Source organism: Marinobacter halotolerans, assembly GCF_008795985.1.
GTDB classification, from domain to species: Bacteria; Pseudomonadota; Gammaproteobacteria; order Pseudomonadales; family Oleiphilaceae; genus Marinobacter; species Marinobacter halotolerans.
Genome location: NZ_VMHP01000001.1, coordinates 1,710,129 through 1,734,438, shown reverse-complemented (window position 1 = coordinate 1,734,438; position 24,310 = coordinate 1,710,129). Strand labels below are relative to the sequence as shown.

23 protein-coding genes are annotated in these 24,310 nt (G+C 58.1%); 10 read left to right on the top strand and 13 right to left on the bottom strand.

Annotated elements, in window-relative coordinates; all coding sequences use genetic code 11:
• Window positions 1-3 precede the first annotated feature (3 nt).
• The 3 genes from FPL19_RS08035 (at window position 4) to FPL19_RS08025 (ending at window position 2,907) form a co-directional block, all read left to right on the top strand.
• Window positions 4-1,728 (top strand): potassium/proton antiporter, encoded by a 1,725-nt coding sequence (locus tag FPL19_RS08035; RefSeq protein WP_150911925.1) that lies wholly within the window; start codon window positions 4-6, stop codon window positions 1,726-1,728.
• Window positions 1,729-1,872: 144 nt separating this feature from the next.
• On the top strand, window positions 1,873-2,391 hold the full coding sequence (locus FPL19_RS08030) for a L,D-transpeptidase family protein (protein ID WP_150912447.1): 519 nt from the start codon (window positions 1,873-1,875) through the stop codon (window positions 2,389-2,391).
• 234 nt (window positions 2,392-2,625) lie between these two features.
• On the top strand, window positions 2,626-2,907 hold the full coding sequence (locus FPL19_RS08025) for an Lpp/OprI family alanine-zipper lipoprotein (protein WP_150911924.1): 282 nt from the start codon (window positions 2,626-2,628) through the stop codon (window positions 2,905-2,907).
• Between the two features lie 67 nt (window positions 2,908-2,974).
• Here the strand turns inward: FPL19_RS08025 and FPL19_RS08020 are convergent, their stop codons facing one another.
• The 6 genes from FPL19_RS08020 to FPL19_RS07995 form a co-directional block, all read right to left on the bottom strand.
• Window positions 2,975-3,763, bottom strand: a complete 789-nt coding sequence (locus tag FPL19_RS08020; protein ID WP_150911923.1) for a slipin family protein — start codon at window positions 3,761-3,763, stop codon at window positions 2,975-2,977.
• A complete protein-coding gene (locus tag FPL19_RS08015) occupies window positions 3,760-5,238 on the bottom strand; it encodes an NfeD family protein (protein WP_150911922.1) in 1,479 nt (492 codons plus the stop codon). Before FPL19_RS08015 ends, FPL19_RS08020 begins: the two co-directional genes overlap by 4 nt.
• Before the next feature lie 112 nt (window positions 5,239-5,350).
• A complete protein-coding gene (locus FPL19_RS08010; protein ID WP_150912446.1) occupies window positions 5,351-6,355 on the bottom strand; it encodes a L,D-transpeptidase family protein in 1,005 nt (334 codons plus the stop codon).
• A 163-nt stretch (window positions 6,356-6,518) separates the two neighbouring features.
• Window positions 6,519-7,916 (bottom strand): DHA2 family efflux MFS transporter permease subunit, encoded by a 1,398-nt coding sequence (locus tag FPL19_RS08005; RefSeq protein WP_150911921.1) that lies wholly within the window; start codon window positions 7,914-7,916, stop codon window positions 6,519-6,521.
• 39 nt (window positions 7,917-7,955) lie between these two features.
• Window positions 7,956-8,381 (bottom strand): MarR family transcriptional regulator, encoded by a 426-nt coding sequence (locus tag FPL19_RS08000; RefSeq protein WP_150911920.1) that lies wholly within the window; start codon window positions 8,379-8,381, stop codon window positions 7,956-7,958.
• 119 nt (window positions 8,382-8,500) lie between these two features.
• Window positions 8,501-9,793 carry an MFS transporter gene (locus tag FPL19_RS07995; protein ID WP_150911919.1) on the bottom strand — a complete coding sequence of 431 codons (1,293 nt, stop codon included), beginning with the start codon at window positions 9,791-9,793 and terminating at the stop codon, window positions 8,501-8,503.
• A gap of 339 nt (window positions 9,794-10,132) precedes the next feature.
• On the opposite strand from FPL19_RS07995, the gene FPL19_RS07990 reads away from it, so the two are divergent.
• The 3 genes from FPL19_RS07990 (at window position 10,133) to FPL19_RS07980 (ending at window position 13,988) form a co-directional block, all read left to right on the top strand.
• Complete coding sequence (locus FPL19_RS07990) at window positions 10,133-11,038, top strand: WYL domain-containing protein (protein WP_150911918.1); 906 nt, start codon at window positions 10,133-10,135, stop codon at window positions 11,036-11,038.
• 23 nt (window positions 11,039-11,061) lie between these two features.
• Window positions 11,062-12,819, top strand: coding sequence for an ExeM/NucH family extracellular endonuclease (locus FPL19_RS07985; protein ID WP_225314333.1), 1,758 nt, complete (start codon window positions 11,062-11,064; stop codon window positions 12,817-12,819).
• Window positions 12,820-12,956: 137 nt separating this feature from the next.
• Entirely contained in the window at window positions 12,957-13,988 is a 1,032-nt protein-coding gene (locus FPL19_RS07980) for an AraC family transcriptional regulator (protein WP_150911917.1), read from the top strand.
• On the opposite strand, the gene queE is transcribed toward FPL19_RS07980, so the two are convergent.
• Window positions 13,972-14,628, bottom strand: a complete 657-nt coding sequence (gene queE / locus FPL19_RS07975; RefSeq protein WP_150911916.1) for a 7-carboxy-7-deazaguanine synthase — start codon at window positions 14,626-14,628, stop codon at window positions 13,972-13,974. The genes FPL19_RS07980 and queE overlap by 17 nt on opposite strands.
• The gene (gene queC, locus FPL19_RS07970; protein WP_150911915.1) at window positions 14,628-15,293 is read right to left on the bottom strand and encodes a 7-cyano-7-deazaguanine synthase QueC; all 666 of its coding nucleotides are present in this window, start codon (window positions 15,291-15,293) and stop codon (window positions 14,628-14,630) included. Before queC ends, queE begins: the two co-directional genes overlap by 1 nt.
• A gap of 152 nt (window positions 15,294-15,445) precedes the next feature.
• Between queC and FPL19_RS07965 the strand changes: the two genes are divergently transcribed.
• Window positions 15,446-15,958 carry a 3'-5' exonuclease gene (locus FPL19_RS07965; RefSeq protein ID WP_150911914.1) on the top strand — a complete coding sequence of 171 codons (513 nt, stop codon included), beginning with the start codon at window positions 15,446-15,448 and terminating at the stop codon, window positions 15,956-15,958.
• A 95-nt stretch (window positions 15,959-16,053) separates the two neighbouring features.
• Window positions 16,054-16,326, top strand: a complete 273-nt coding sequence (locus FPL19_RS07960) for a hypothetical protein (RefSeq protein WP_150911913.1) — start codon at window positions 16,054-16,056, stop codon at window positions 16,324-16,326.
• Window positions 16,327-16,366: 40 nt separating this feature from the next.
• Here FPL19_RS07960 and FPL19_RS07955 read toward each other — a convergent pair whose 3' ends face one another.
• From FPL19_RS07955 to FPL19_RS07945, 3 genes are read right to left on the bottom strand one after another with little or no spacing between them, the layout of a single operon-like run.
• Window positions 16,367-16,780, bottom strand: a complete 414-nt coding sequence (locus tag FPL19_RS07955; protein WP_150911912.1) for a response regulator — start codon at window positions 16,778-16,780, stop codon at window positions 16,367-16,369.
• Between the two features lie 40 nt (window positions 16,781-16,820).
• Window positions 16,821-17,372 (bottom strand): hypothetical protein, encoded by a 552-nt coding sequence (locus FPL19_RS07950; RefSeq protein ID WP_150911911.1) that lies wholly within the window; start codon window positions 17,370-17,372, stop codon window positions 16,821-16,823.
• A gap of 46 nt (window positions 17,373-17,418) precedes the next feature.
• A complete protein-coding gene (locus tag FPL19_RS07945; RefSeq protein WP_150912444.1) occupies window positions 17,419-20,895 on the bottom strand; it encodes a response regulator in 3,477 nt (1,158 codons plus the stop codon).
• Between the two features lie 199 nt (window positions 20,896-21,094).
• Between FPL19_RS07945 and FPL19_RS07940 the strand changes: the two genes are divergently transcribed.
• Window positions 21,095-22,150: a hypothetical protein gene (locus tag FPL19_RS07940; RefSeq protein WP_150911910.1), complete on the top strand. Its 1,056-nt coding sequence runs from the start codon at window positions 21,095-21,097 to the stop codon at window positions 22,148-22,150.
• On the opposite strand, the gene FPL19_RS07935 is transcribed toward FPL19_RS07940, so the two are convergent.
• Window positions 22,144-22,404 carry a hypothetical protein gene (locus FPL19_RS07935; RefSeq protein ID WP_150911909.1) on the bottom strand — a complete coding sequence of 87 codons (261 nt, stop codon included), beginning with the start codon at window positions 22,402-22,404 and terminating at the stop codon, window positions 22,144-22,146. The two genes, FPL19_RS07940 and FPL19_RS07935, sit on opposite strands and share 7 nt — an antisense overlap.
• 249 nt (window positions 22,405-22,653) lie before the next feature.
• Between FPL19_RS07935 and FPL19_RS07930 the strand changes: the two genes are divergently transcribed.
• Window positions 22,654-22,998: a hypothetical protein gene (locus FPL19_RS07930; RefSeq protein ID WP_150911908.1), complete on the top strand. Its 345-nt coding sequence runs from the start codon at window positions 22,654-22,656 to the stop codon at window positions 22,996-22,998.
• 22 nt (window positions 22,999-23,020) lie between these two features.
• Here the strand turns inward: FPL19_RS07930 and FPL19_RS07925 are convergent, their stop codons facing one another.
• A complete protein-coding gene (locus tag FPL19_RS07925) occupies window positions 23,021-24,307 on the bottom strand; it encodes a serine hydrolase domain-containing protein (RefSeq protein WP_150912443.1) in 1,287 nt (428 codons plus the stop codon).
• Between the last annotated feature and the right edge of the window lie 3 nt (window positions 24,308-24,310).

The following is a 24,310-nucleotide window of genomic DNA, read 5'->3' as shown; positions in this document are numbered from 1 at the left end:
CGTATGGACGCCACTCTGACGCTGATCGGTGCCCTGATGCTGGTTATCAGCATCCTGCTGAGCCCCCTGTCCAGCCGTCTGGGTATGCCGGTTCTGCTGATTTTCCTGATTGTCGGCATGATGATGGGCGAGGACGGCCCCGGCGGGCTCCAGTTCGATAATTTCGAACTGGCCTTCACCATTGCCAACCTGGCCCTCGGGGTCATTCTGCTGGACGGCGGCATGCGTACCCGGGCAGAAACCTTCCGGGTGGGCCTTCGCCCGGCACTGGTCCTGGCCTCAGCCGGGGTCTTCCTGACCGCAGCGGGCGCCGGCCTCGTGGCATGGTGGGTGTTTGATCTGGGCTGGCTTACCGCACTGCTTATTGGCGCGATCATCTCGTCTACCGATGCGGCCGCCGTGTTCTCGCTGCTTCAGGGGCGGGGGCTGCACCTGAACGAGCGGGTCAGCGCCACCCTGGAAATTGAGTCCGGCAGTAACGATCCGATGGCGATCTTTCTGACGCTGATGTTGGTTACCATGATTGATTCCGGCGGCGTTTCCGAAGGCTGGGGGTCACTCATACTGCTGATAAAACAGTTCGGCATCGGCGGTGTTATCGGAGTGCTGGGCGGATTTGTCGTGGTCAACCTGGCCAACCGGTCCCGGCTGACCCCTTCCCTCTACCCGCTACTGGTGGTTGCAGCAGGTCTGGCGGTATTTGCCGGCACCAACGAACTGGGCGGCAGTGGGTTCCTGGCCATTTATCTGACCGGCGTGGTGATCGGTAACCGGCCGGTGCGGATGATGCCGATGATTCTGCAGGTTCACGACGGCCTGGCCTGGCTTGCGCAGCTCTGCCTGTTTCTGATGCTGGGGCTGCTGGTGTCACCGTCGGAGTTGTTGCCACTGGCCGGCGGCGGCCTGATTCTGGCAATCGCGCTGATCTTTGTTATCCGACCGGCCGCCATACTGATGACGCTCTGGCCTTTCGGATTCAACCGCCGGGAATTGGGCTTCATTAGCTGGGTCGGTCTGCGTGGCGCTGTGCCGATCGTACTGGCCCTGTTTCCGGTCATTGCCGATCTGCCATCCGCGCAACAGATCTTCCATATCGCATTCTTCATTGTTTTGGTGTCTCTGGTTGTCCAGGGCACCACCATGGCACCACTGGCGCGTCGACTCAGGCTGGAAGTACCGTCCGGTGAGGATCCCTACCGGCGGCTTCCGCTGGACGTGCCCGCCGCAGGTGATCACGAGCTCATGCTTTTCCCGTTGCGGGGCGACTCCTGGGAAGTACCGCGTCCGCTGGGGCAGCTGCGCCTTCCGGAGAACACGGCACTGGCCGGCGTATTCCGCCACCGCGCCTGCCTTCCGCCAAGCCCTGACATGGATGTGTCGGCCGGCGACGTGATTGCCATGTTTGCAACGCCCGACGTAGTGCCGGAACTGGGCCGTGCGCTCAGTGGCCGCCAGCCCCCGACCTACCTGGCCGAGCGGGCATTCTTCGGGGATTTCGTGCTCAATGGCGACGCACTGCTGGGGGATGTTGAGCAGGTCTACGGCATTGAATTCGATGAACTGCCGCCGGAACTGTCACTGGCAGAGTGCTTTGCCCGCAGGACCAAGGGCCATCCGGTCATCGGTGACAAGGTGGTACTGGGGCCGGTGGTTCTGGTCGCACGGGCCACGGAGGCAGACCGGGTAACCAAAGTCGGCCTGAAAATGGACAGCGGACAAACTTCTTAACAAAATCCCGCACAATCACTGGTTTGGCCAGCAAAATACCTGTGCTATAACATGAGTAAAGTTTAATCTAACCCCACAATTATGACGAAACGCACCCGTTTTCACTCCGGATCATTAAGACGCTCGACTGCCCTGGCATCTGCTATGGGGCTTTTCTTTGTGTGGCTGATGCTGTCGACCCGCCCGGTGATTGCCACTGAGCTGGCCATGTTGGATACCACGCTCACGCCGGGTCCGGCAAAGGTCACCGAGGTTCTGGTGCGAAAGGCCGAGCGCCGCCTGTACCTGCTTGACGGTGATGAGGTTGTCCGCAGTTATCGTATCGGCCTGGGAGACAACCCCTCCGGCCACAAACTTTATGAGGGCGACGAACGCACGCCGGAAGGTGAGTACACGCTGGACTGGCGCAACGCCGCCAGCGATTACTACAAGTCTATCCACATCTCCTATCCCAACGAAAATGATCGGGAAATGGCCTCGGCCTGGGGCCTGGACCCCGGCGGCAACATCATGATTCACGGCCTGCCAAACGACGCAGACGACATGGGGTTCGCCTATAAAGGGCTGGACTGGACCGACGGCTGTATCGCAGTAAGCAACGAGGAAATCGACGAAATCTGGCGTCTGGTTGCCGATGGCACACCAATCCGGATCCTGCCCTGACCCGTAATCTATTACCGGGTGCGTTATTTACCTGTACTTACTATGTACGGATTATTAAGTTGTTGTCATAGGGCAGGGAATTTTACGTATCCCTAGTTAACATTATCGTTCAGACTGTTTTACACTGTTTGACGACTCCGGTGGCATTTGGCCGTCGGACCCTCGTTGACAGGAAGTTTACGGTTTAGACTTTTTGAAAGCAGGAAATAAGACGACCAATAAGGGGAATACAGAATGCGTAAGATTACGATCGCAGGGTTTGCACTGGCTACCGCACTGACAGCAGGTTGTGCGTCAACCAACGACGGTGCTGTAGAAGAAGCTAATTCAACAGCTATGTCAGCTGAATCCACTGCTGAAAATGCACTGAACACCGCTAACAGCGCTTCCAGCACAGCTCGCTCCGCCGAGCGGACAGCTAACGAAGCTCTGTCAAAAGCCGAAGCTGCCATGAAAGCAGCTCAGGAAGCTAACGAGCGCGCCAAGCGTATGCTCGAGCGTGCCAGCCAGAAGTAAGGCTGAGTATTGCAAGGAAAAGGCCGGTTCTTACCGGCCTTTTTTTGTGCCTGGACGGTCGTGCTGATCACTCCTTGTTCTTTTCTGACGGCGCCGACGGCTTCGACTGACCCATGAACGACGACATCATCTCAATGGGCAACGGAAAGACAATAGTCGACGAATTGTTAGTGCTCATATCCGCCAGAGTCTGCATATAGCGCAACTGCATGGCTCCGGAATTCGTCGACATCACATCGGCTGCCTCCACCAGCTTTTTCGAGGCCTGCAGCTCACCTTCCGCATGAATGACCTTAGCCCGGCGTTCACGCTCCGCCTCTGCCTGTCGCGCAATAGCGCGAATCATCGACTCGTTGAGGTCCACGTGCTTTATTTCCACGTTGGCGACCTTGATACCCCACTCCTCGGTTTGAGCATCAATGATCTCCTGAATGTCCGAGTTGAGTTTGTCCCGCTCTGACAGCATCTCGTCCAGATCGTGCTTACCTAGCACCGAGCGCAACGTGGTCTGCGCCAGCTGGCTGGTCGCCGAGCCGAAATCCTCCACCCTGATGATCGCCCGCTCAGGATCAACCACCCGGAAATACAACACCGCGTTCACCCGGACGGTTACGTTATCCTTGGAGATGACATCCTGGCTCGGAACATCCAGGGTAATAACCCTCAGATCGACCCTTACGATCTGTTGAATCACTGGAATGACAATGATCAGCCCTGGACCTTTTACACCCTGGAACCGGCCCAGGAAAAACACCACACCTCGCTCGTATTCCGGCAGGATTTTGATGGCGGAGCCAAGTATCAGCAGCAGAACTACTGCGGGAACAACATAGGGAATCAGTTCGAATGAATTCATGATGCCTCCTTTTCAGCTTTCGCTCTGGTCACATGGACCGTAAGTCCTTCGACGGTCGTCACCTCCAGGCGCTGGCCGGAGCTGACGGGTTGATTGCTGACAGCGTTCCAGCGCTCGCCGCTGAAACGCACATGTCCGCGATAGCCGCCGTCCTCCGGCTGGAAATCATCCAGGGCAGTGGCCGGCTCATGGGCGCTGTTCTCAATACCACTGACTGGCGGCTTACGTCGTAAACCCACAAACCGAATCACTGTCCATAGAATAAATCCGCCGGCGACCGCTGCAGTTCCGCCTATGGTGGGCAAAGAGATATCCTGGTGGCTGCCATCCATCAGGATGATGGAGCCGGTCACAAACGCAACGATCCCGCCGATACCCAGAATGCCGAAGCTGGGCATGAAGGCCTCACCAACAATAAATGCCAGCCCAAGTAGAATCAGCGCAAGGCCTGCGTAGTTCACGGACAGCACCTGGAAGGCAAACAGCGCGAGCACCAGACAGATAGCGCCAATCACACCCGGGAAAATCGAGCCCGGATTCGCCAGTTCGAAGACAATGCCGTAAAAGCCGATGATCATCAGGAAATAGGCGACGTTGGGGTCAGTAATCACTGAAAGTAGCTTGGTACGCCAGTCCGGATCTGTGTTCTGCAGATCAATGCCTTCTGTATTCAGGATTCGCTCACCATCGCTCATGACCATGGTGGATCCGTCAATCTTGCTCATCAGCTCCGGCAGGCTGGCCGCCACCACGTCTATCACATTCTTTTCAAGCGCTTCGTCTGCGTTGAGATTAACCGCTTCACGCACTGCCGCTTCCGCCCAGTCGGCATTGCGGCCATGCCGCTCTGCCAGACCCCGGATGTAGCTAACAGCGTCTTCAAGGACTTTGCGCTCCATGGCGCTACCCCCGCGCGTTTTTTCCGCGGACTCGGGCTTTGAATCGGATGCTGACGGTTTTGAACCGTCTTCGCTTTCGCTCTCTGGCTGGGTTTCGGACCCGTTCGAGCCAGGCAAACCACCCATCTGCACGGGGGTTGCGGAACCCAGGTGGGTGGCAGGTTCCATGGCGGCCACATGGCTGCCGTAGAGAAGGTAGGTTCCGGCACTGGCCGCTCTCGCCCCGGCTGGAGTAACCCAGGTCACCACGGGTACTTTCGAGGCCAGAATCTTCTTGATGATATCCCGGGTGGAGGCCATCAGGCCGCCCGGTGTATCCAGCCGGATCACCACCAGTTCGGCCCCCTCGGCTTCCGCCTGTTCGATACCACGCACCAGATAATCCATGGTTGCGGGGCCGATTGCCCCGTCAATGGTCAGCACACGGCCGGTGGGTGCGTCCGACGATTGGGCATGAACGAATTGTATGAACAGCCCGGAGGCAACAGCCAGACCTGTCGCCAGCAGAAGCGCCCAAAAAAGAATTCGACCGGTCCTGCCGGAGCGGGACGTCTGTGAGTTCGGATTCGTCAGCATCTATCCTCCCGGCATTTGAAAAGGTAGCCAAGGCAGGGCTCCGATATCCATCGGAACCCCTGTCACAATCATAGTGGATAGAAGCGCGGTTTACCTTTCTGCGAGGACCGGGTCAGAACCAGAGTTGCTGGGGGATACCGGGGCCATTGGGGGTGCTGCGGTCCGGGGTGGCGCTTTCAGCGGCGAGTTGCGGTGGCTGTTCGCCAACCATGCGGGGCAGGCCATCGGCCAGTTCAACGGCGTTTTCGATGGCGCTTCGCTTTACCTGAAGCCCGGGGAGCCGCTCGCGAAGAGCGTCGATTTTCCGGGAAACCGTTTGCCAGAGTTCTTCCCGGTCCTCGGTAGTGTAGATTTCTTCCGGGCGATGGACTTCAAGCCACACTTCATTGCCCCGCATGCCGATTTTGACGGGTTCGCGGATGACACGCACGGGCGTGCCCTTGCTGACTTCATAGGCCAGCCAGCCGATATCTTCGTTGTACATGCGGAAGCAACCATGACTGACCTGCATCCCCACACCGAACTGTTTATTGGTACCATGGATCAGATAGCCTTCGGCACTGAGCATCAGGGCATAATTCCCAAGCGGATTGTCCGGGCCCGGAGGAATCATTCTGGGCAGATACTCGCCCATGGCCTCGTATTCGGCACGAATGCTTTTCGGCGGGTACCAGGCCGGTGATTTCAGCGACATGGTCACTTGGGCGTCAGTTACTGGTGACGGGTTATCCTCGGTACCAACTCCCACCGGATACACCTCAACCCCTCCGTCTGTGAAGTAATACAGGCGATACTCGGCCAGATTTATGACGATACCTTCACGTGGCCCGTCCGGCATGATGTATTTACGGGGCAGGGTAATAGTGGTGCCGTCCCCGGGTAACCATGGGTCAACACCGGGATTCGCCTTGACCAGTTCGAGATACCCCAGGCTTACCCGATTGCCAATGCCAGCAAAGGTATCTTCATATTCGGTGGTCATCACCGAAAGCTGCCCGGCGAGATCCCCGTCAACGTTAAACAGGGGGACCCGCGGCTTTCTTGGCGTGTCAGCCGTGGGCTGGCCGGCACCGCCGTTGTCGGGCGACTGAATCGACTTCGAGCCGGATTCCGCCATGGCCAGACCGGGGTTCAGGCCAAGCAGGCCCGTCATCAGGCAGGCTGTCAGAAATCTATTGATCATTCGACTGTTCCAGATACAACTCCGGGTACTGTTCCACATACTACGTTTGTTCACATGATAACCGTTCTTCCCGCTGGCGGCACTAGCACCCTTTCAGCTAGGTTCGCATCTTCCATACCGGGACGGCAGCGACCGCTACGAACACGGCCACCAGCCACCAGGCAGAATGAAATGCGCCGATGGTGGGTATGCCACCACTGTGCTCACCGTATTCGATGGTCAGGGCAACCATGTTAACCCCAAAGGCACCACCGAGCTGGCGGGTAAAGTTGATTGTGCTGGAACCCGCGCCTAGCTCATGGGGCTCTAGTGGATTCAGGGCACCGGTCGACAGCGCCGGCAACATGAAACCCAGCCCGATGCGCCCGAACACGGTCCAAAGCGCCAGCCAACCAAATGCCAGGGTGACATCAGACATCGCGAACAGCATGGCCGACAATGCGAACATACCGATACCGAAAAGCACCAGGCTCCGAGCACTACGCTGGTCCGCCAGACGGCCGGCGATAGGAAACGTCATGCCCAGCACCAGGCCCGCCGGCAACATCAGAAGGCCCGCCTCTGTGGCAGAAAACTCGAGAGCCGTCTGCACGAACAGTGGCACCAGATAAGTAGAACCGAAAAGCGCCAGCCCCAGGGCCGCGGCGCCAAGATTGGCAAACAGAAAGCTGCGGCGGCGGAAAAGCCTGACATTCATCAAGGGGTGGGGCGTTCGTCGCTCCCGACGCACGAACAGGGTCAGGGTTGTCAGGGCAATGACGCCTTCAACCATCACCTGCAGGCCACTATCGACACCGTGCTGCAGCCGGTTCAGTGCATCCAGGCTCAGACCAATGGTCAGACCAAGCAAAACCAGGCCGGGCAGATCAAAACGATAGGGCGCGGGACGGCTTGGCGGAAGGGGCAGAAAGCGCCACGCCATAAACACGCCCAGGACAGTGACCGGTACCGGAGCAAACATCACGTAGCGCCAGTCCAGTTCATCCACCAGAAATCCGCCCAGAACCGGCCCCAGAGCGGGCGCGAGAATCACACCCATGCCATAAATACCCATGGCCCGGCCCCGTCGCTCCCGGGGAAAGATACGGAAGACCAGATACATGCCCATGGGCTGCATCAGCCCCGCCAGCGCGCCCTGGACAATCCTTGCGAGAATCAGCAGTTCCGGGCTGTCGGCAAACCCGCCCAGAACCGATACAACGCTGAACAGGGCCATGGCCGTGCCCAGAGTGATACGCAGGCCAAAATGATCAAGCAGCCAGCTGCTGGTCAGCATGGTGGTGGTCATCGCCGCAATAAAGCCGGTGGCTAGCCAGTGGACCTGGCCCTGGCGGATATCGAATTCCAGCATGATCTCATGCAGGGCGACATTCACCACCGTGGCACTGAGCACCGTCGCCATGGTGCCCAGCATCACGGTGGCAACGGCGAGCCAGCGCCAACGCTCGCCGTACCGGGCCCTCAGACCCTCGACCGAATTGTCATTCGTCTTCATGTGGCGGCGGCTTCCGGACAGCGATTGAGAAGGGGCGGGTTAGCGTTGTTTTTCGGCGTTATCCAGGATTCTGTGGAAAATCTTGAGGGCGTCGCCGATCTCATCGTCGGTAAGGCCGTCCAGCATTTCCTCCCGCAGCTCTGCCGCGCGCTCATTCAACACGTTCATGAAGGAGGTTCCAGCCTCTGTCAGATGGAGACGACGGGCACGCCGGTCATTGGGACAGGGACGGCGTTCGATCAGATTCTGTTGCTCCAGGCTGTCCAGAAGTCGTACCAGTGTCGGATTCTCGATGGCCATCAGACGCGCCAGTTCACGTTGCGTAAGACCTTCTCCACCCTTTTGCAGATAGACCATGGTAGTCCAGCGGGCCTGGGTAACGCCCAGATCTTTCAGGCGTTCATCCAGGAGTTTGCGCCACCGACGGGTTACCCGGGCAACCGCAAATGGAAATTCGTCTCTCATACTCGATACTCCGGCGATTAAAGGCACTAATAGTAAGCTAACAATTGTCATAAAAACAGGTTCTGTTTCGTAAACAAACCCGTGATTACCGAAAGAAAGCGGGAGAGGGGAAGGCGCGCCTAGCTGGCGCGCTCTGAGGGGGTGCCCGGCTGCTCTGAAGTCGGGGTCTCTTGGGCCTCATGAAATGCCTCGTTACGGGGATCGATCTCCACCAGAGCCGTAGAGCTTTCGGGCATGGCAGGCACAAAGTGCTCCTGATCCGCCACGGCCACATCCTCGGTGCTGGCAATGCGATAGCTGGTTGCCAATGCCAGAAGCACCAGGAAGGCGGCATTGCCCATGAACAACCCGTCTGGCCCCAGAAAGGCCAACAGTTGAGCCATGACAATAGGTCCGATAACACTACCGACACCATAACTGAGCAGCAGCGTTGCACTGGCAGCCACAATACGATTGCTCGCCATGCGGTCATTGGTGATGGCCACCGCAATCGGGTAAAGCGTGGCAGAAAGGCCGGTGAAAATCGCCACAAGAAGCGTTAGCAGCCATAACCGCTCAGCGCCGAAAACCACGACAAGCCCAGACGCAACGGCTGCGGTCATCGCTACCCAGAACATCACCCGGCGACGATCAAACCGGTCGCAGAGAAGGCCCAAAGGCCAGGCAAAGACCATGGCTGCGACAATGGCACTGGCCATGAAGGTGGACACCCGGCTGACCTCAAGGCCCGCCAGCGTGGCGTACACCGGACCAAGGGCATAGAAAGAGCCGATGAGTACGCCACAGATAAGGGCTCCGGACACCCCGGTAAACGACTCCCGCGCCAGAGTAAAGAAAGATAAACGCTCGATAGGACCAACCTCGGGTGCTTCCATTCGCGTCAGAGCCAGGGGTATAAGGGCAATCGCCAGCAGCACAGCTGCCAGTGAAAACGGAACGAAAGAGGACGGCTCACCCACGTTGATCAGCAGTTGCCCGCCAGCTACCGAGGTATAGAAAACAATCTGATAGATGGCGAAAAGGGTGCCGCGATTGGCGTTGGTCGCCCGCGCACTGAACCAGCTTTCGATAACGACCAGCACGCTGGCCGCACTGAAACCGGAAAGCCCCCGCAGAATCGCCCACAAAGGTTCTGACACCGCCATGGGATAGAGCAGCGAACACACCGCCGCCATGGCTGCAAACGCGGCAAACGTACGGATATGACCAACCCGGCTGATAATCCGGTGTACGTAAAGCGTACCCAGCACAAAGCCGATGGAGTAACAGACCAGAATCCAGCCGATAATGTCCGCGGAGACAGATTCAATGCTCAGCCGCACGCCGAGCAAAGTCATCAGAAAGGCATTGCCGCTGACCAGCAAAACGATGCTGAGTATGAGGGCAGAAAGCGAAGTGACCATTCGGGTCATCAGTCAGGCTCCGGTGCTGGATGCGTCGTTAAAAAATCGTAAATTGTACAAAGCAGCGCCGGACGCTGACCATGACCGGAATTAAAGCAGCCTAACCGGTTCCGCGCCAGCAAAGCCCGCCAGGCATTCGCCGAAATCCTCATTAGCCCTTGCGAGAAGAGGAGCACAGGATTTAACATCATTTGACATTAACCTGTCGTAACAGACCCTCTTAATGAACGAGGGTAAGATGGCTGCACTGGATTGCGGCCGTGATTCCTTTAAGACAAAGAAATGATGTAAATCATTTAATGCAATTCACAACATCGAGCAACTCACGCTAACCGCGAGCGTTTGGCTATGAAAAAAACGGACTGGCCCATTCGCTGGGATCTTTTGCTCCGCTACCGGCTGATAGAGATTATTGCCCTGTGGGAAGGACGACTCACCACAAATCATATCTGCCATAGCTTTGGCATCGGACGCCAGCAAGCTTCAAAAGATATCAACACCTACCTGAGGGAACTGGCACCGGGAAACCTGGTGTATGACCGGCACCTGAAAGGTTATGTTCCATCCAGCCAATTCAAGCCCCGGGTCACCACCGGCCAGGTTTCCGAGTACCAGGACCTGCTGTCCCGTCAGGATAGCCTCAGCAGCACTTTTGAATCCCTCGACTTGAGCGTGTCGGAAAGCACCATTGTACGCGGTCCGCAGCGGATTATCCGCCCTGAAGTGATGCGCGCGGTGATTGCTGCCACCCGGCAGGGCCGCGTCATGAAAGCCGACTACGCATCCCTAAGTCCCGCCCAGACCCAGCATCAGTCACTGGAGCCGCATACCCTTGTGTGTGTAGGTAACAGCTGGCACGTGCGGGCCTGGTGCGATAAAAACCGCGAATTCCTGGATTTTGCCCTGAGCCGTTTCCGTGGCACGCCAGAAGTTCTGCGCCAGAAAAGCCGCAACACCATCAACCAGGACACCGACTGGAATCGCGAGATTGCCATTGTGCTGATGCCGGACAGCCGTCTGAACCCTGATCAGCAAGAGATCGTGGCCGCCGACTATGGCATGCAGGACCATCGCCTCGAGTTTGGCACCCGCGCCGCGTTGGCACCTTACGTTATGTCGCGGATGGGGCTGGGACTTGATCATCAGCATCCTGACCCGATGACCCAGCAGTTGGAACTGGTCAACGAAGAGCAGCTCGGCATTGCCGAATCCGCCCGCGAGCGTGCTATCAAGGCAGTTGCGGGGCTGAGCTAACCATCCCCGTGATCCGCCACCTGATGACGGGTCTGCTGGCCGGGGCTCTGCTTCTGTCCGGCGACCTACATGCCCGTTGTGGAGCCGACGCCCTGCCCGTATCAGAAGTTCAGGGCGGGGGCGATTCCTCTCCCCTGAGCGGGAGCACCGTCACAGTGGAAGGGGTCATCACCCTCGATTCCCGCGAGCCGAACGGTTGGCGCGGCTTCTATCTGCAACAGGCAGACAGCCAGGCTGATAACAGCCCGCAAACCTCCGAGGCCCTGTTCATCTACACGGATCGTGCTGGCGGCGCCATCGGAACCCGGGTTCGGGTCACAGGCCAGGTCAAGGAATACCACGGTCTGACCGAGCTAACCCGGGTGTCGGAACTGACGGTTTGTGGTCCAACGCCTCTACCCGAGCCGACTACCATCGAACTTCCCTGGCCGGGCCAGCAGCCGCCGGAACACCTTGAGAACATGCGTGTGGTCCTACGCCAGCCGCTTACCCTGATCGGCCATTACTCCTTTGAACGCTACGGCGAGCTGATTCTGGCAGACCAGCCCCAGGTCACTCCCACGGAAATCCTGCCCCCAGGTCCGGACGCAGAGACCATGACCAGCCAGCAGGCCCTGAACCGCCTGTATCTGGATGATGGCCTAAGCAAACGCAACCCCGATCCTCTGCCCTGGCCCGCTTCGCTGCTGACCAGCGGAACACCGGTAAGAGCAGGCGACCGGATTGCCGGGCTGACCGGCATTCTCGATTTCCGTTTCGGGCAATGGCGACTGCAGCCCGCCCGCCAACCCAGTTACTTGGAGCAGAATCCCAGGCCGAAGGCTCCGGAACGATCCCCTTCAATAACGCTGCGGGTCGTCACGCTGAACCTTGGAAATTTCTTCAACGGCGATGGCAACGGCAAAGGCTTTGCCGACAGCCGGGGAGCCCGCAACCAGAGCGAATTGGCCGCCCAAAAATCCCGACTGGTGGCCACGCTGACCGCCCTGGATCCGGACGTGATTGCCACCGCGGAAATGGAAAACGACGATTATGGCCCGGCCAGCGCTATTGCTGAGCTTGCAACCGCTCTGGGCCCAAACTGGCAGTTTGTCGCCACGCCCGGGGCCACCGGCACCGATGCCATTCGTACTGACCTGTTATACCGCGCTGACCGGGTAAGAACCGTCGCCGAGCCCCGGCGATTCGACCATGGCTTGTTCCGGTACCGGGGGCGCCCGCCCATCGCCCAGCTTTTCCAGCCCCTTGCCGGAGACAGGCAGAAAATCGTGCGGATTGTGGTGCCACACCTGAAATCCAAAGCCTGTGGCGGAGCAAGCGGCGCAGACCGGGATCAGGGAGACGGTCAAGGATGTTATGCAAGGCGCCGCACCGACGCCGCCTCAGCCCTGGCGGACTGGCTGGCAACATTGCCCGAACCGGAGCAGACACAAGGTGAATTCGCCGGGACACTGGTCACCGGCGACCTGAACAGCTACGCCCGGGAGTGGCCCATCCAGCGGCTGGAAAGCGCCGGGCTGACCAATCTGGTCCGCCGCCACCATGAATGCCGGCGGGATGACTGCCCGCAGAGCAGCTACCAATATCAGGGACGCAAGGGCAGTCTGGACTACAGCCTGGGTTCAAAACCTCTGCTCGGGCAGGTGGTGGGCGCCGGCGTCTGGCCGGTGAATGCCGCCGAATTCCCCGTTATCAACTACCAGGGTCGTCTGGCCGCCCCCATCGGCACGCCCTGGCGTTCCTCCGACCACAACCCGCTTTACACCGACCTGGCCCTCTGAGCCGGCTCCCTGGCATTGAATTGGCCCGCTTAACCCGTTGACCCGTCATCCATGTCATGGGGTCCATGGCCCGGGGGCGTCATACTGGCCCGTAATGGTTATCCCCGATCAACAATAACAGTAAAGCGAGAACACACATGACCGCCCCCGCAACCGCCAAACAGGATCTGGGCCTGCCGGCCATCTATCTGCATCTCCTGGCAGAACTGCTGGCGAGTATCGGCATTGACGAAAAAGCCCTGCTGGTTAAGGTAGGGTTGGACCCGACAAGGCTGAACTCTCTGGATCTGCGGGTCAGCCAGGCTCAGGCCAACGAGTTTGTTACCGGGGCGGTTATTGAAAGCGGTGAACCGGGCCTGGGGATTCTGCTGGCCAGGGAACTGAAATTGCCGCTTCACGGCGCCCTGGGCACAGCGGTGATGAGCAGCCGCTCACTGACGGATGTGATGAACCTGGTCACCCGGTTTCTCACCCTGCGGGCACCCTACCTGTCCGTCAGCCACCGGCAAAACGAGGACCAGGCCCTATTCGTGATTACCAGCGAACTGGACGCGGGGGCGCTTAACCAGTTTGTTCTGGACGCTGTGCTTTACGGCTTTGCCTCCATGGGCGAGCAGCTTACGGGCGCCACCGTGACCGGCGCGAAAATTCTTCGCCGTGGCCCGGAACCCGCCCATTTTCACCGGTTCCGCGATGCCATTCCGCTGACGGTGGAATTCAGTGCCGCCCACGACGCCATTGTGATTCCCACCAGAGAACTGGACAGTGGCATCCGTTTCTCCAACGAGCAGCTGGCGGCCGCGTCCGAAGCCCAGTGTGAGGTGGCGCTGAACGAGCTGACCCGGGACGCCGGTTTCTCCAGTAAGGTAAGGCGGGTCATTGAAACCAGCCACCCTTTCCCACCGAAACTGGCCCGCGTGGCGGGCACACTCTATGTATCCGACCGCACGCTGAAACGCAGGCTGCAGGACGAGAGCATCAGTTTCCAGACCCTGGTCGACGGCGTTAGGCTGCAAAGGGCCAGGGAGCTGCTGGCAAAGACCTCCATGAACCTTGGGCAGATTGCCGATGCCCTGGGATATGCAGACGCCGCCAACTTCACCCGGGCATTCAAGCGCTGGACCGGCCAGAGCCCGAGTCGGTTCCGCGCCCTCAGTCTATGCCAATGATCTTGTGCATCTGCAGGGTCAGGCGCCAGCGGGGGTTGGCCAGACAGTAGTCGGTGGCTTTGCGGGTGTTGCTCTGTTTTACCGGATCGCTCTGGCCAATGCCCTGGGCCGGCGAGGCCATGGGCGACAGAAAAAAATGCGTCGCCTTCATGCCGGTGAAACGCTCTGGCATGGCCAGGGGCTGTGGGTAAACCAGCTTCAGTTCATCACACTGATCGATCACCACCGGCGCATTCGCTTTCGGGCTGACACAGAGCCAGTCGATACCGGGGGGTGCAGGCAGGGTGCCGTTTGTTTCTACCCCCACCTCAAAGCCCGCCTGGTGAAAGGCATCAATCAGAGCCTGATCAAGCTGAAGCAGGGGCTCACCGCCGGTGCAGACCACATAGGGCTTACCGGGCTGGTCCGGCCAGAGGCTGCGGATATGCGCCGCCAGCTGTTCCGGGGTATCGAAGCGGCCACCGTTCTGGCCGTCGGTGCCGACAAAATCCGTGTCACAGAAATCACACACCGACCCGGCCCGGTCTTTCTCGCGGCCGGTCCAGAGATTGCATTTGCTAAACCGGCAGAACACCGCTGCCCGTCCGGCTTGGGCGCCCTCGCCCTGAAGTGTGTAGAAGGCTTCTTTGACCCGGTACATCAAGCGTCCACCTCATAGGGCAGTGGGTCCTTCACCCCATTGGCCTCGAAGGCCTCCAATCGCTCGACACAGGAACCACAGCGCCCACAGGCGCGGGCCCTGCCGTTGTAACAAGTCCAGCTCTGGCTGTAATCCAGGCCCAGCCTCAGGCCCTCTGCCAGAATCGCGCCCTTGTCAGACCCCATAAACGGGGCCTCGATAGCAACCGGCTGATAGTTGGCGACGCGACAGACGGCGTCCATTTTTTCCACAAAATCGGGGCGACAATCCGGGTAAATGGCGTGGTCGCCGCCATGGGCGCCGTACCAGACCGCGTCGGCTTCAGCGGTCACGGCGTAACCGGTTGCCAGGGACAACAGGATCATATTGCGATTGGGCACCACTGTCGCCTTCATGCTGTCTTCTTCGTAGTGGCCTTCTGGCACCTCGGCTTCCGAAGTCAGCGCCGACCCCGCCATAACCGCGCTGAGCGAGCGAATATCGATCACTTTGTGGGGAATCGACAACGACTGGCAGACCGTGCGCGCACAATCCAGCTCACGGACGTGGCGCTGGCCATAATCGAAGGACAGGGCATGAACGTTCAGCCCCTGCGCCAGCGCGCGGTGAAGCAGGGTAAACGAGTCCATGCCTCCTGAATAAATCACTACAACGGTCTTGGTCATCAATGCATTCCGGTTATTGCGCATCGCCGGGGCCGCCGGCCCCCATCTATACTGCGAGGTTGTATTGTAACAGCCGAATGCGAGCATGGGTTCGCGTCTGGTCAAACAGGCAGTTAAACTCTGTCAACGGCACATCAACCATTACAAACCTAATGACAAGTATTAACTATCCAGCCTTTATCGATTTCGAGGCTTCCAGCCTTGATCTCATTGCCAGCTACCCGATTGAGGTAGGCATCTGCATGCCCGACGGCGAGCTGCACAGCTGGTTGATTCAGCCCCACGTGCTTTGGCTGGACTGGTCGGACAGTGCCGAGAAGGTGCACGGCATTTCCCGGGAAACCCTCGAACAGGAAGGCACGCCGGTTTCCGAAGTGGCTGCCGCACTGAATGAACTGCTCAGCGGGCAGGTTTTCTGCGATGCCTGGACCTTCGACAGCTTCTGGCTGCATCGCCTGTTCAAGACAGCCAACCTGCGCCCGAAGTTCCAGCTTGAATCCATCTCGATGCTGCTTGATTCGGAGCAGATCCGTTACTGGTCCGAGTACCGTCAGGGCGTGATTGGCAGGCTCGGTCTTCCCGTTCATCGGGCGGCGAATGACGCCATGATCCTGCACAAAACCTGGGAAGAGATCATGGGCCTCGGCGCCCCTCCCAGCGCCTAGCAAGTGCGTAGAATCCACAGACTGCACCCCCTTGCAAACACTCCGGCAAGCCATACACTGGCAGAGTAATTCATCGATTTTTGCCGGAGAGCGCTATGAAAAAACACATCGCAAATCGCTCGGCAAACAAACCGGCGGCCGCCCGCTCCGGACCCATCCGTTGTCCGGAAAAACGTCCCCTGCTGGACGCAATCTGCAAGAAATTCAATCAGAGAGTGGATCTGAACGATGAGCAGCGGGTGCTGGGTCTGTACGAGCGCGGCTGGATTCTGAACGGGGTCGTGGCAAACATGAGCGACGCCGAGGCCCGATACGTCAGAGCACTTGCCACTCGCTACAATTCCTGGATTGCGCGCCAGGTCGCGTAAACAGAAATCACCTCAGAACACGGGGGAAGACAGGCCCGGCTCAATGCCTTCGATTCAGGCCCGTTATCCCCTCAACTTCATCCCCATGGACCATCACGTAGTTGTTCACCACATCGTGAATCTTTTCCTGTGAATAGGGTTTGACCACATAGCCGTTGGCCCCGGCACTGATCGCTTTCTGGATGCTTTCAATGGAATCGTCTGCAGTGACCAGAACAATATGCTGGTCCTTGTGGATCGCCTTGAACTCTTCCATAAGTTCGTGACCATTGCCATCGGGCAACCCGAGATCGAGCAGAATGATCTGGAAGCGGCTTTCCGCGAACGCTTTGCGGGCTCCCGCCGCATCCTCACAGGCCAGCACGTGACTGGCGCCGGCCCGATAAAGCATGTCTACCAGCCGCTGCTGCATGACCTGCTCGTCTTCAACCACCAGAATGTTCAATTCAGTCATAACGTGACTCCAAAAATGGTCAACCCGCTGTTCATCAACCTTATTTGCTGCCAGTCCGCGGCGGAATAGCCAGAGGCTCATGCTGTTGGGCACCGGTTTCAGCGGGCCCTGTCTCATCGTACATCTGATCGGGCGAGGATGCCTTGACTGCCGCCTCGTCGGACCGTGTGAGGATGTTACTGATACTCACCGCCGTCGTGTAGAGTGAGATGGCAATAATCAGCAGCACCGGCTGCACAAAAGCGATAAAACCTGGCAACTCGCTACTGCTGGTAATGCTCAGCATCAGAATGATCGCCGGCCCCAGGACCACAAACAGCGTCAGCGCGATAAAAAACACAATCCGTTCTTTATAGCGCCCGAGGTCGCGGTTGGTCACCAGCCCCAGCACAAACTTGCCGATTGCCAGGCCCGCCAGAATCGCCGCAGCAATACTCAGGTCGGCGCGCATCAGCGTTTCGTAAAGCTGGCCGTCCCAGAGCCGCTGCATGCTGATCACCAGAAACGGAAATAGAACAAACAGGACATCGGCATAGGTGCCGTACATCATACTCAGTGATTGCTGCTCGCTCTGTGATGACTGTTCACTCATTGCTCTGACTTCCTGTGGTTGTGTCTGACTTTAAACCTGACGGGTCCTACCCCAGCCTGGCTTCCTGGCCCTGCAGCGCCTGGTCAATCATCTCGTTCAGTGGCCTGAGTTCATGGAGCACCTGCTCCCAGTCCGGCAACTCCGGCTTGAGGCTCGCCTCCAGCCGGGCGGCCTGGCGGGTCATTTCCGGGTAGCCCATGGACCCGGCGGTGCCCTTGATCTGATGCGCCTCCAGCTTCAGGGCCTCTCGGTTGCGGTCGGCACCAGCGGCATTCATCGCCGCTTTACGCCCGGCCAGCCCATCCAGAAACTGCTCCACCAGTCCGGTAATTTCTTCATCCCGTGCGCCCTGGCCCTCGCTGCCATTATGCTCGGAAAAATACCGTTTCAGCAGCGCCAGCAGGTGGCCTTTGTCGATAGGTTTGCTCAGCACGCCGTCGCAGCCGGCCTCCACCAGCGCTTCATTTTCTGACTGATCGCCTGCCGTAAAGGCAATAACCGGTCGCCTGAAACCGGTCTGGCGCAGCAGTCGTGTTGCCTCCACACCATCGAGCCCGGGCATATGGCGATCCATCAGGACCAGTTGCACCGAATCCGACAGCGATGTTCGTACCGCATCATCACCGTTGGCCACCGTGATAACCGACAGGCCGAACCCCTGAAGCATTCGCTCCACCAGGCGGCTGTTGTCCGGGTTGTCTTCGGCCACCAGCACACAACCACTGAACCGCCGTGAGTCAGCCTGCGACCGGCTTTCGCCCTGCGTGTCTACCTCAAGGTAACGTGCCAGAACCTCATAGAAGCGCTGTTTGTCGATTGGCTTGGCGAGGTGGTCATTACAGCCCGCCAACCGGTAATCGGCTACATCTTCAGCCATGACATTCGCCGTCAGCGCGATGACGGGGGTGTTCAATCCGGCCTCCCGCAGCGCAGCGGTGGCATCCCGGCCGTTCATGACCGGCATCTGAATATCCATGAGAATCAGATCAAAAGGCTCTTTCAGGGCGAGTTCCAGCGCTTCTGCCCCGTTGCCCACATGAATCAGTTCGGCACCAGTGCGGCCCACCAGCAATGACACCAGCCGCCGGTTTACATCGTTGTCTTCGGCGCAGAGGATACGGCCCCGCAGCTCCGGCGCAACCACCATGGGGATCTGCCGGCGGCGCTGGGACAGCTCCGATGCGTCTCTGAGAAAGTGCACCGAGTCCACCGGACCCGTGTCGATGGACACTTCGAATTCGCTGCCTTCTCCATAGGTGCTGGTTACGGAAATCTCTCCCCCCAGCAGTTCCGCCAGCCGCCGGGATATATTCAGCCCCAGCCCGGTACCACCGTACTGGCGTGCAATGGCAGGGGTGGCCTGTGCAAAGGGATCAAACAGCCGGCCCAGCTGTTCCTGCTTCATACCGATACCGGTGTCCACCACCCGTGCCACCAGTTTTTGCCTGGCGCGCTCAAAACGGATATTCAGGGAAATAGAGCCTTTTTCTGTAAATTTAAGCGCATTTCCACACAGATTGATGATGATCTGTCGCAAACGGGTTGGGTCAGTGGCAATAATTTCCGGTAAGGGGAACTCACAGACAATGTTGAACTCGAGTCCTTTTTCCCGTGCCCTGGGCTCGAAAAACGCGCGGATTTCATCCAGCAGTTCCGGCAAGTTGACCGGGATGATGTCTACGTCCAGCTTGTTGGCGTCGATCTTCGAGTGATCAAGAATGTCGTTAACCAGATCCAGCAAGTGCCGGCCACTCTTGACCACGGTTTCAGCGCTGCTATGCCTCTCCTGGTCGTTCAGATCCGGATCCAATAGGGTTTCGCCGTAACCGATAATGGCTGCCAGCGGCGTTCGTATTTCGTGGCTCATGTTCGCCAGGAACTGGCTCTTGGCCTGGGCGGAGTTGCGCGCCAGCTCTTTTTCCAGGCGCTCCTGCTCCCGCTCCCTTTCGATACGCTGACGCTGGTGGCGCTCAGTGGCGTCAATACAGGTGCCTTCAAGGTGTGCTGGCTCGCCTTCGGCATCGTAAACCGTGTGCAGGGAAATGGTGGCCCAGCGCTCCTCGCCCTGGCGGTTGATGTATCTTGCCTCGATCCCTTTGACCGTGCCCGTGGTCTCCAGCTGCCCAATCACCCAGCGGCGGACCCGGTCATCCGTGAAGCAGGTGTCCAGAACATCGGGATTGTTCTTAAGCAGTTCACGACTGCTGCTGTAGCCAATCAACCGTGCCATGGCCGGATTCGCCGTCACGAAACGGCGTTGCAGCGACATCTGGAACACCCCTTCGATGGCGTTATCGAACAGCGACTGATACCGCCTGAGGTTGGCCAGGGCCCGCTGGCTCCAGCCCAGCGCCTCCCCCTGAACCTGTTTGATCCGGTCTGCCAGCGCAAAGGAGAAAAGCACAATCTGCAGTGTCAGCCCGAACTGGGGCGCGTAGGCGGTATACAGATTAAGGGGCAGGTAGCCGGTCACCGTCAGCGCATAGATGCCGAAGCCCAACAGAGCCAGGGTCCAGGCGAAGAAATAGGCCCGGGCAGCGGGATTGTAATATCGCCAGGACAGGTAGCTGACCACAATCATGATCACACTGAGCAGAATTGATGCCAGGACAATCCATTCCATGGCGGTGTGATAGGGCAGGAAGAACGACAGAACAAAGGTGGCCACGATGGAATACAGACACAGCATGATCACCTTATCCAGATCCGCCGAACGCTCCTTCGTTTCCAGCAGTGACCGGGCCATCAGCAGGCCCCAGAACCAGGTCAGGATAATGGTGAAATGCAGGTGTTCCTTGTGCAGGATCGCAGGTCGTTCATCGAACAGCTGCACCACATGCACCTGTTCCGTGGCAATGAAAGTGACGGCTGACACCAGATAGAGCACGTAATAGACGTTGCTGCGCTCGCGCACCGAGACGGCCACAAACAGGTTATAGGCAAGAATGGCCAGCACACTGCCCAGCAGAATGCCACGGACAGCCTCATCCACAGACACTTTCTGGATGTAGGCATCCGGGTGCCAGAGGCTGATGGGCAGGCGGAAGGTATTGGTATTGGTCACACGCATATAGACCCGGGTGGTCTCGCCCGGAGTCAACTCCAGCCGGAAGGCAGGGTTGGGCACCGCAAGATCGCGCTCCGACCAGTCACCCTCATAGCCGGCACTGCGACTGTCCACCACCTGGCCGTCGCGGACAAGAAACAGAGTCACTTCGTCCACCAGGGGCAGGGCCAGCTCCAGAATATAGCTCTGACCGCCCACATTACGGTTCACGTCCAGATCGAAATGGGTCCAGTAGGCGGATTCGGTGTACCCGAAATTCAGCACACCACCAGAATGGCGGGTAAAGGATTTTTCGCCTTGATCGGTTAACCCCATTACCTCTTTAATGGTGAGATTTTGTTCGGGGTCTTCCAGGTACCAGATGCAGTCGCCCAGGTCGCGGATACTGCTGGTGCCCTTATTAATGATGATGTCCCCGTCCTGGCAGGTCTGCTGCGCTGATGCTGATGCGGGCATCAGGCACGCCAGTACCGTAAAAACCAGAACAAGCCAGAACCGGGAATCGTCCCATTGCTGCAAAATGTGATCTCCGCGAGGGCAGATGCTGTTGTTATGCTTTATTGTCGTGCCAGTGGTCGCTTACCGGGTTTCCGGAAGGTCGCGACCAGCTTACTTTAGCGTTTAACACCAGATTACGCATCCCGGGAAGCTTTAAATGAGACACAGCAGACTAATCGCTCTGATACCAATGGCCGCCCTGCTTCTGAGTGGCTGCGGCCCGGAAAATTCCGGTAGCAACAGACCCCCGAACCCGGCTGCTGACGTGTCAAAAGACTTTGAGTCCTTCACACTGAGAAATGAGACCGGCCTTCCCGAGGTGCTGCCCAATACGGTTTTTTACGATTTCTACCGCGGACTTGAACCTGCTGAGGGCGAAAATGCAAAGAATACCGCCGCCGCAGTCCGAGGTCGGCTAGACGAGCTGATGGGCTTGACCCCGAGTAACGACGGCACCACATACACGGCGGCCCGCAACCCTATCGATTTTCTGAACTACGTGATCAACAGCAACCTGGTGGGCAATTTCAACGAAGGGCGACAGTTGATTTACAACGCCGTTACCGACGGCGAATCGGCCTTCTACAACACTCCTCAGAACAACGCTAGTATCCGGTTTTCCGAAACGGAAGGGGATGCGCCAGAATCCGATCGGCTTTGGGTCTACCCATTACTAGACTGGCGAAACAACCCGGGACCGGGGACAGTGGTAACATCCAGACAATTCGTTGCACGATCACCTGCAGATGAGTCCGATCCTGAGCCAGAGGTTCAGAGCATGCAGTGGGCCGCCCGTATCAATGAATCAGTGTTTTCAGTCAGCGGCTATAACCGGCCTGATTTTGAAGTTCTGAGTATAACCGCACGCACGCTAGGTATTGCAGACTTGCAGAAGGAATACGTGGCCAGAAAAGCGGATATTTTTTTCCTTTCCAAGCCTTCTTCGATTTCAGAAACAGACGACGGGCTGCGGTGTGAGAATGTTCCACCGGAAAATCCGCTGGGTATTACCATTGCGGGAGAGAATCCGGACTGCATCCGGGTGGAAATCAGTTACGTCGATTCAACGGTGAGAGTGTTCACGTCTCGCGGGGAAGCCCCGCGGCTAAGTGACTGTAGCGATTTCAATGCCAATTACTGTGGTTTCCAGCAAAGCGAAGAAAACGACGAGGCAGTCATCTATAACAGTGTGACTATAGACTCACGTCAGTGAGCCGACACGTCCTGCATGTCCCAGTTCTTCAGAAAACCTTTCTTGCGGTCAACCATGCGCTCGTAGGTGGAGATCATGATGGCCGCATGGGGCGCACGAGTCAGACGCAGGGTTTCGATCCGGCGTTCCAGTCGTTCCACTTCTGAACTGATCTGCTGCCGCACGTGGGAACGCACACTGTCGTGCTGGTCGAGTCTGACGGAGCGAGGCTGCTCCGGTGGGGCTGCTACTGAGGAAAGTTTGTTCTTGTCCATGATCTCTCTTCCGCTGAGTCTTTTATCAACGCGTCATCTTTGTACGCATGAATGGCGGGTTTGTCCCTGTTACTTCCGCCTTATGGTTAAATTGTGCCCAATTGTCAGACAGACTGCAATAAAAATGAATAAGGTTTCATATTTTCACAGTGCCCCGATTATCGACCACAACTAGTACACGTCCGGTTGCCTGCTATAGTTCCCTTATCAACCTCTTTCCTGAAATGTGGTCTTCACCGCGGGATGCCTATGCGCCAGACTTCAGTTGCCGACACGTTAAGGGAGTACCAGTCCCTTCTTGAGCTTCTCGACGATGCTTACTGGGAAGCCAGCAGCATCCAGCACAAAGACATGCTCTACGACATCATCAGCATCCTCAGCCAGGAAGTGGCGGAGATGAACAAACTGAGTGTGATGGACCATCACTACCCCTACGAAGTCATTACCGAAGGCATCCGACGGGTGGTCCCGAAACTGGAGCGGTTGGATGAGCAACGGGAGGATGTGATCCAGAGAACCCAGACTCTGACGGATTTCCGCGATATCCTGTCGTCTGTTCTGGGCATTCTTGAGAGTCAGCTCCAGACCCTGTAACAGGCCTGGCTGACATTCGTGGTCAGGCCGCGACCAGCGGGCGCTGACTCTCGGGAATCAGTGGAAAACGGTTGCAGACGGTGTACACAAAGCGCGCCAACGCCGGTAGATGATGGCCCACTATCGGAATACCGGTATTCAACAGGCTGACGGAAATATCCCGCGCGGAATCCGCCCAGCACAACTTGTTGATCAACCCGATATGACCGAAGGCGTGGCGACTGTGCTGGCCCCAGAGACCCACCGGATTGCCGCCGAGCATCATGCCCGCGCTGAAGCGCATGGGAATCATCATGGTGCGGTCGATCTGCAGTGAACCAAACTGCTGAATGGCCCGCCGGACGGTCAGTTCGCTGCAGATACGCCGCCCCTCCCAGACTCCGCCGTTGAGCATCATCTGGAAAAAACGGCCCATTTCCTCGGCAGTACCACACAGATTCCCCGCGGGAATAACCGCCTCTTGAAAACGCGGGTCATTCACGACTTTCTCCACCGTGTTGATATCCCCGCCCAGGGCCCGGCGCACAATCCAGCTTACCGGAAAACGGGGTGTGGGCCCGGTTGCGTAGTTCTCGGCCAGTTCATCAACATGGTCAGGGCTGATGCCATAGGTAAACCAATGCATGTCCATGGGCTTGCGCAGGTAACGGTCAATGTAGGCCTCGATGGTGCTGCCAGTGACCTTCTCCAGCACCCTCTGCAACACGAATCCGCCGGTCACCGCATGATAGGCCACCTTGGCGCCGTCGACTTCCACCGGCTTGGCCTCGCAGAGCAGGCGCCAGATCTCATCCCGGTTCCAGAGCACATCAATCGGCGTTTCCCGCGGAATGGCCGGAATCCCCCCGCGATGGGACAGTATCTGGTGGACGGTGATCGGCCCTTTACCGTTCTGGGCAAATTCCGGGCAGTAATAGGAAACGGGGTCATTCAGATTCACCAGCCCCTGCTCGACCAGCATGTGGATCAGCAAGGCTGTCACTGCTTTAGATGCGGAAAAGTAGCAAATGGGGGTGTCCGTGGTCATCGGAACCTTGGGGGCATCCGGCGCATCATTGGGACCATTGCCACTGGCGTGGCCAATGGCACGATGGATGATCTGCTCACCCTTGTGGCGCACGGACAACTGCAGGCCCGGGTAGACCCCGGTCCGGTAGAGGCGCTCTACGCTTGCCCAGACATCGTCCACCACCTTCTGACTGACTCCCACCAGATCCGGTTTTTCACCGGCGGCATCCCGATAAGTAACCGAGGAAAGATCGCGGGGAATAACCGACGTATGGAGGGCACGGCGTGCAATTCGATTCATCAT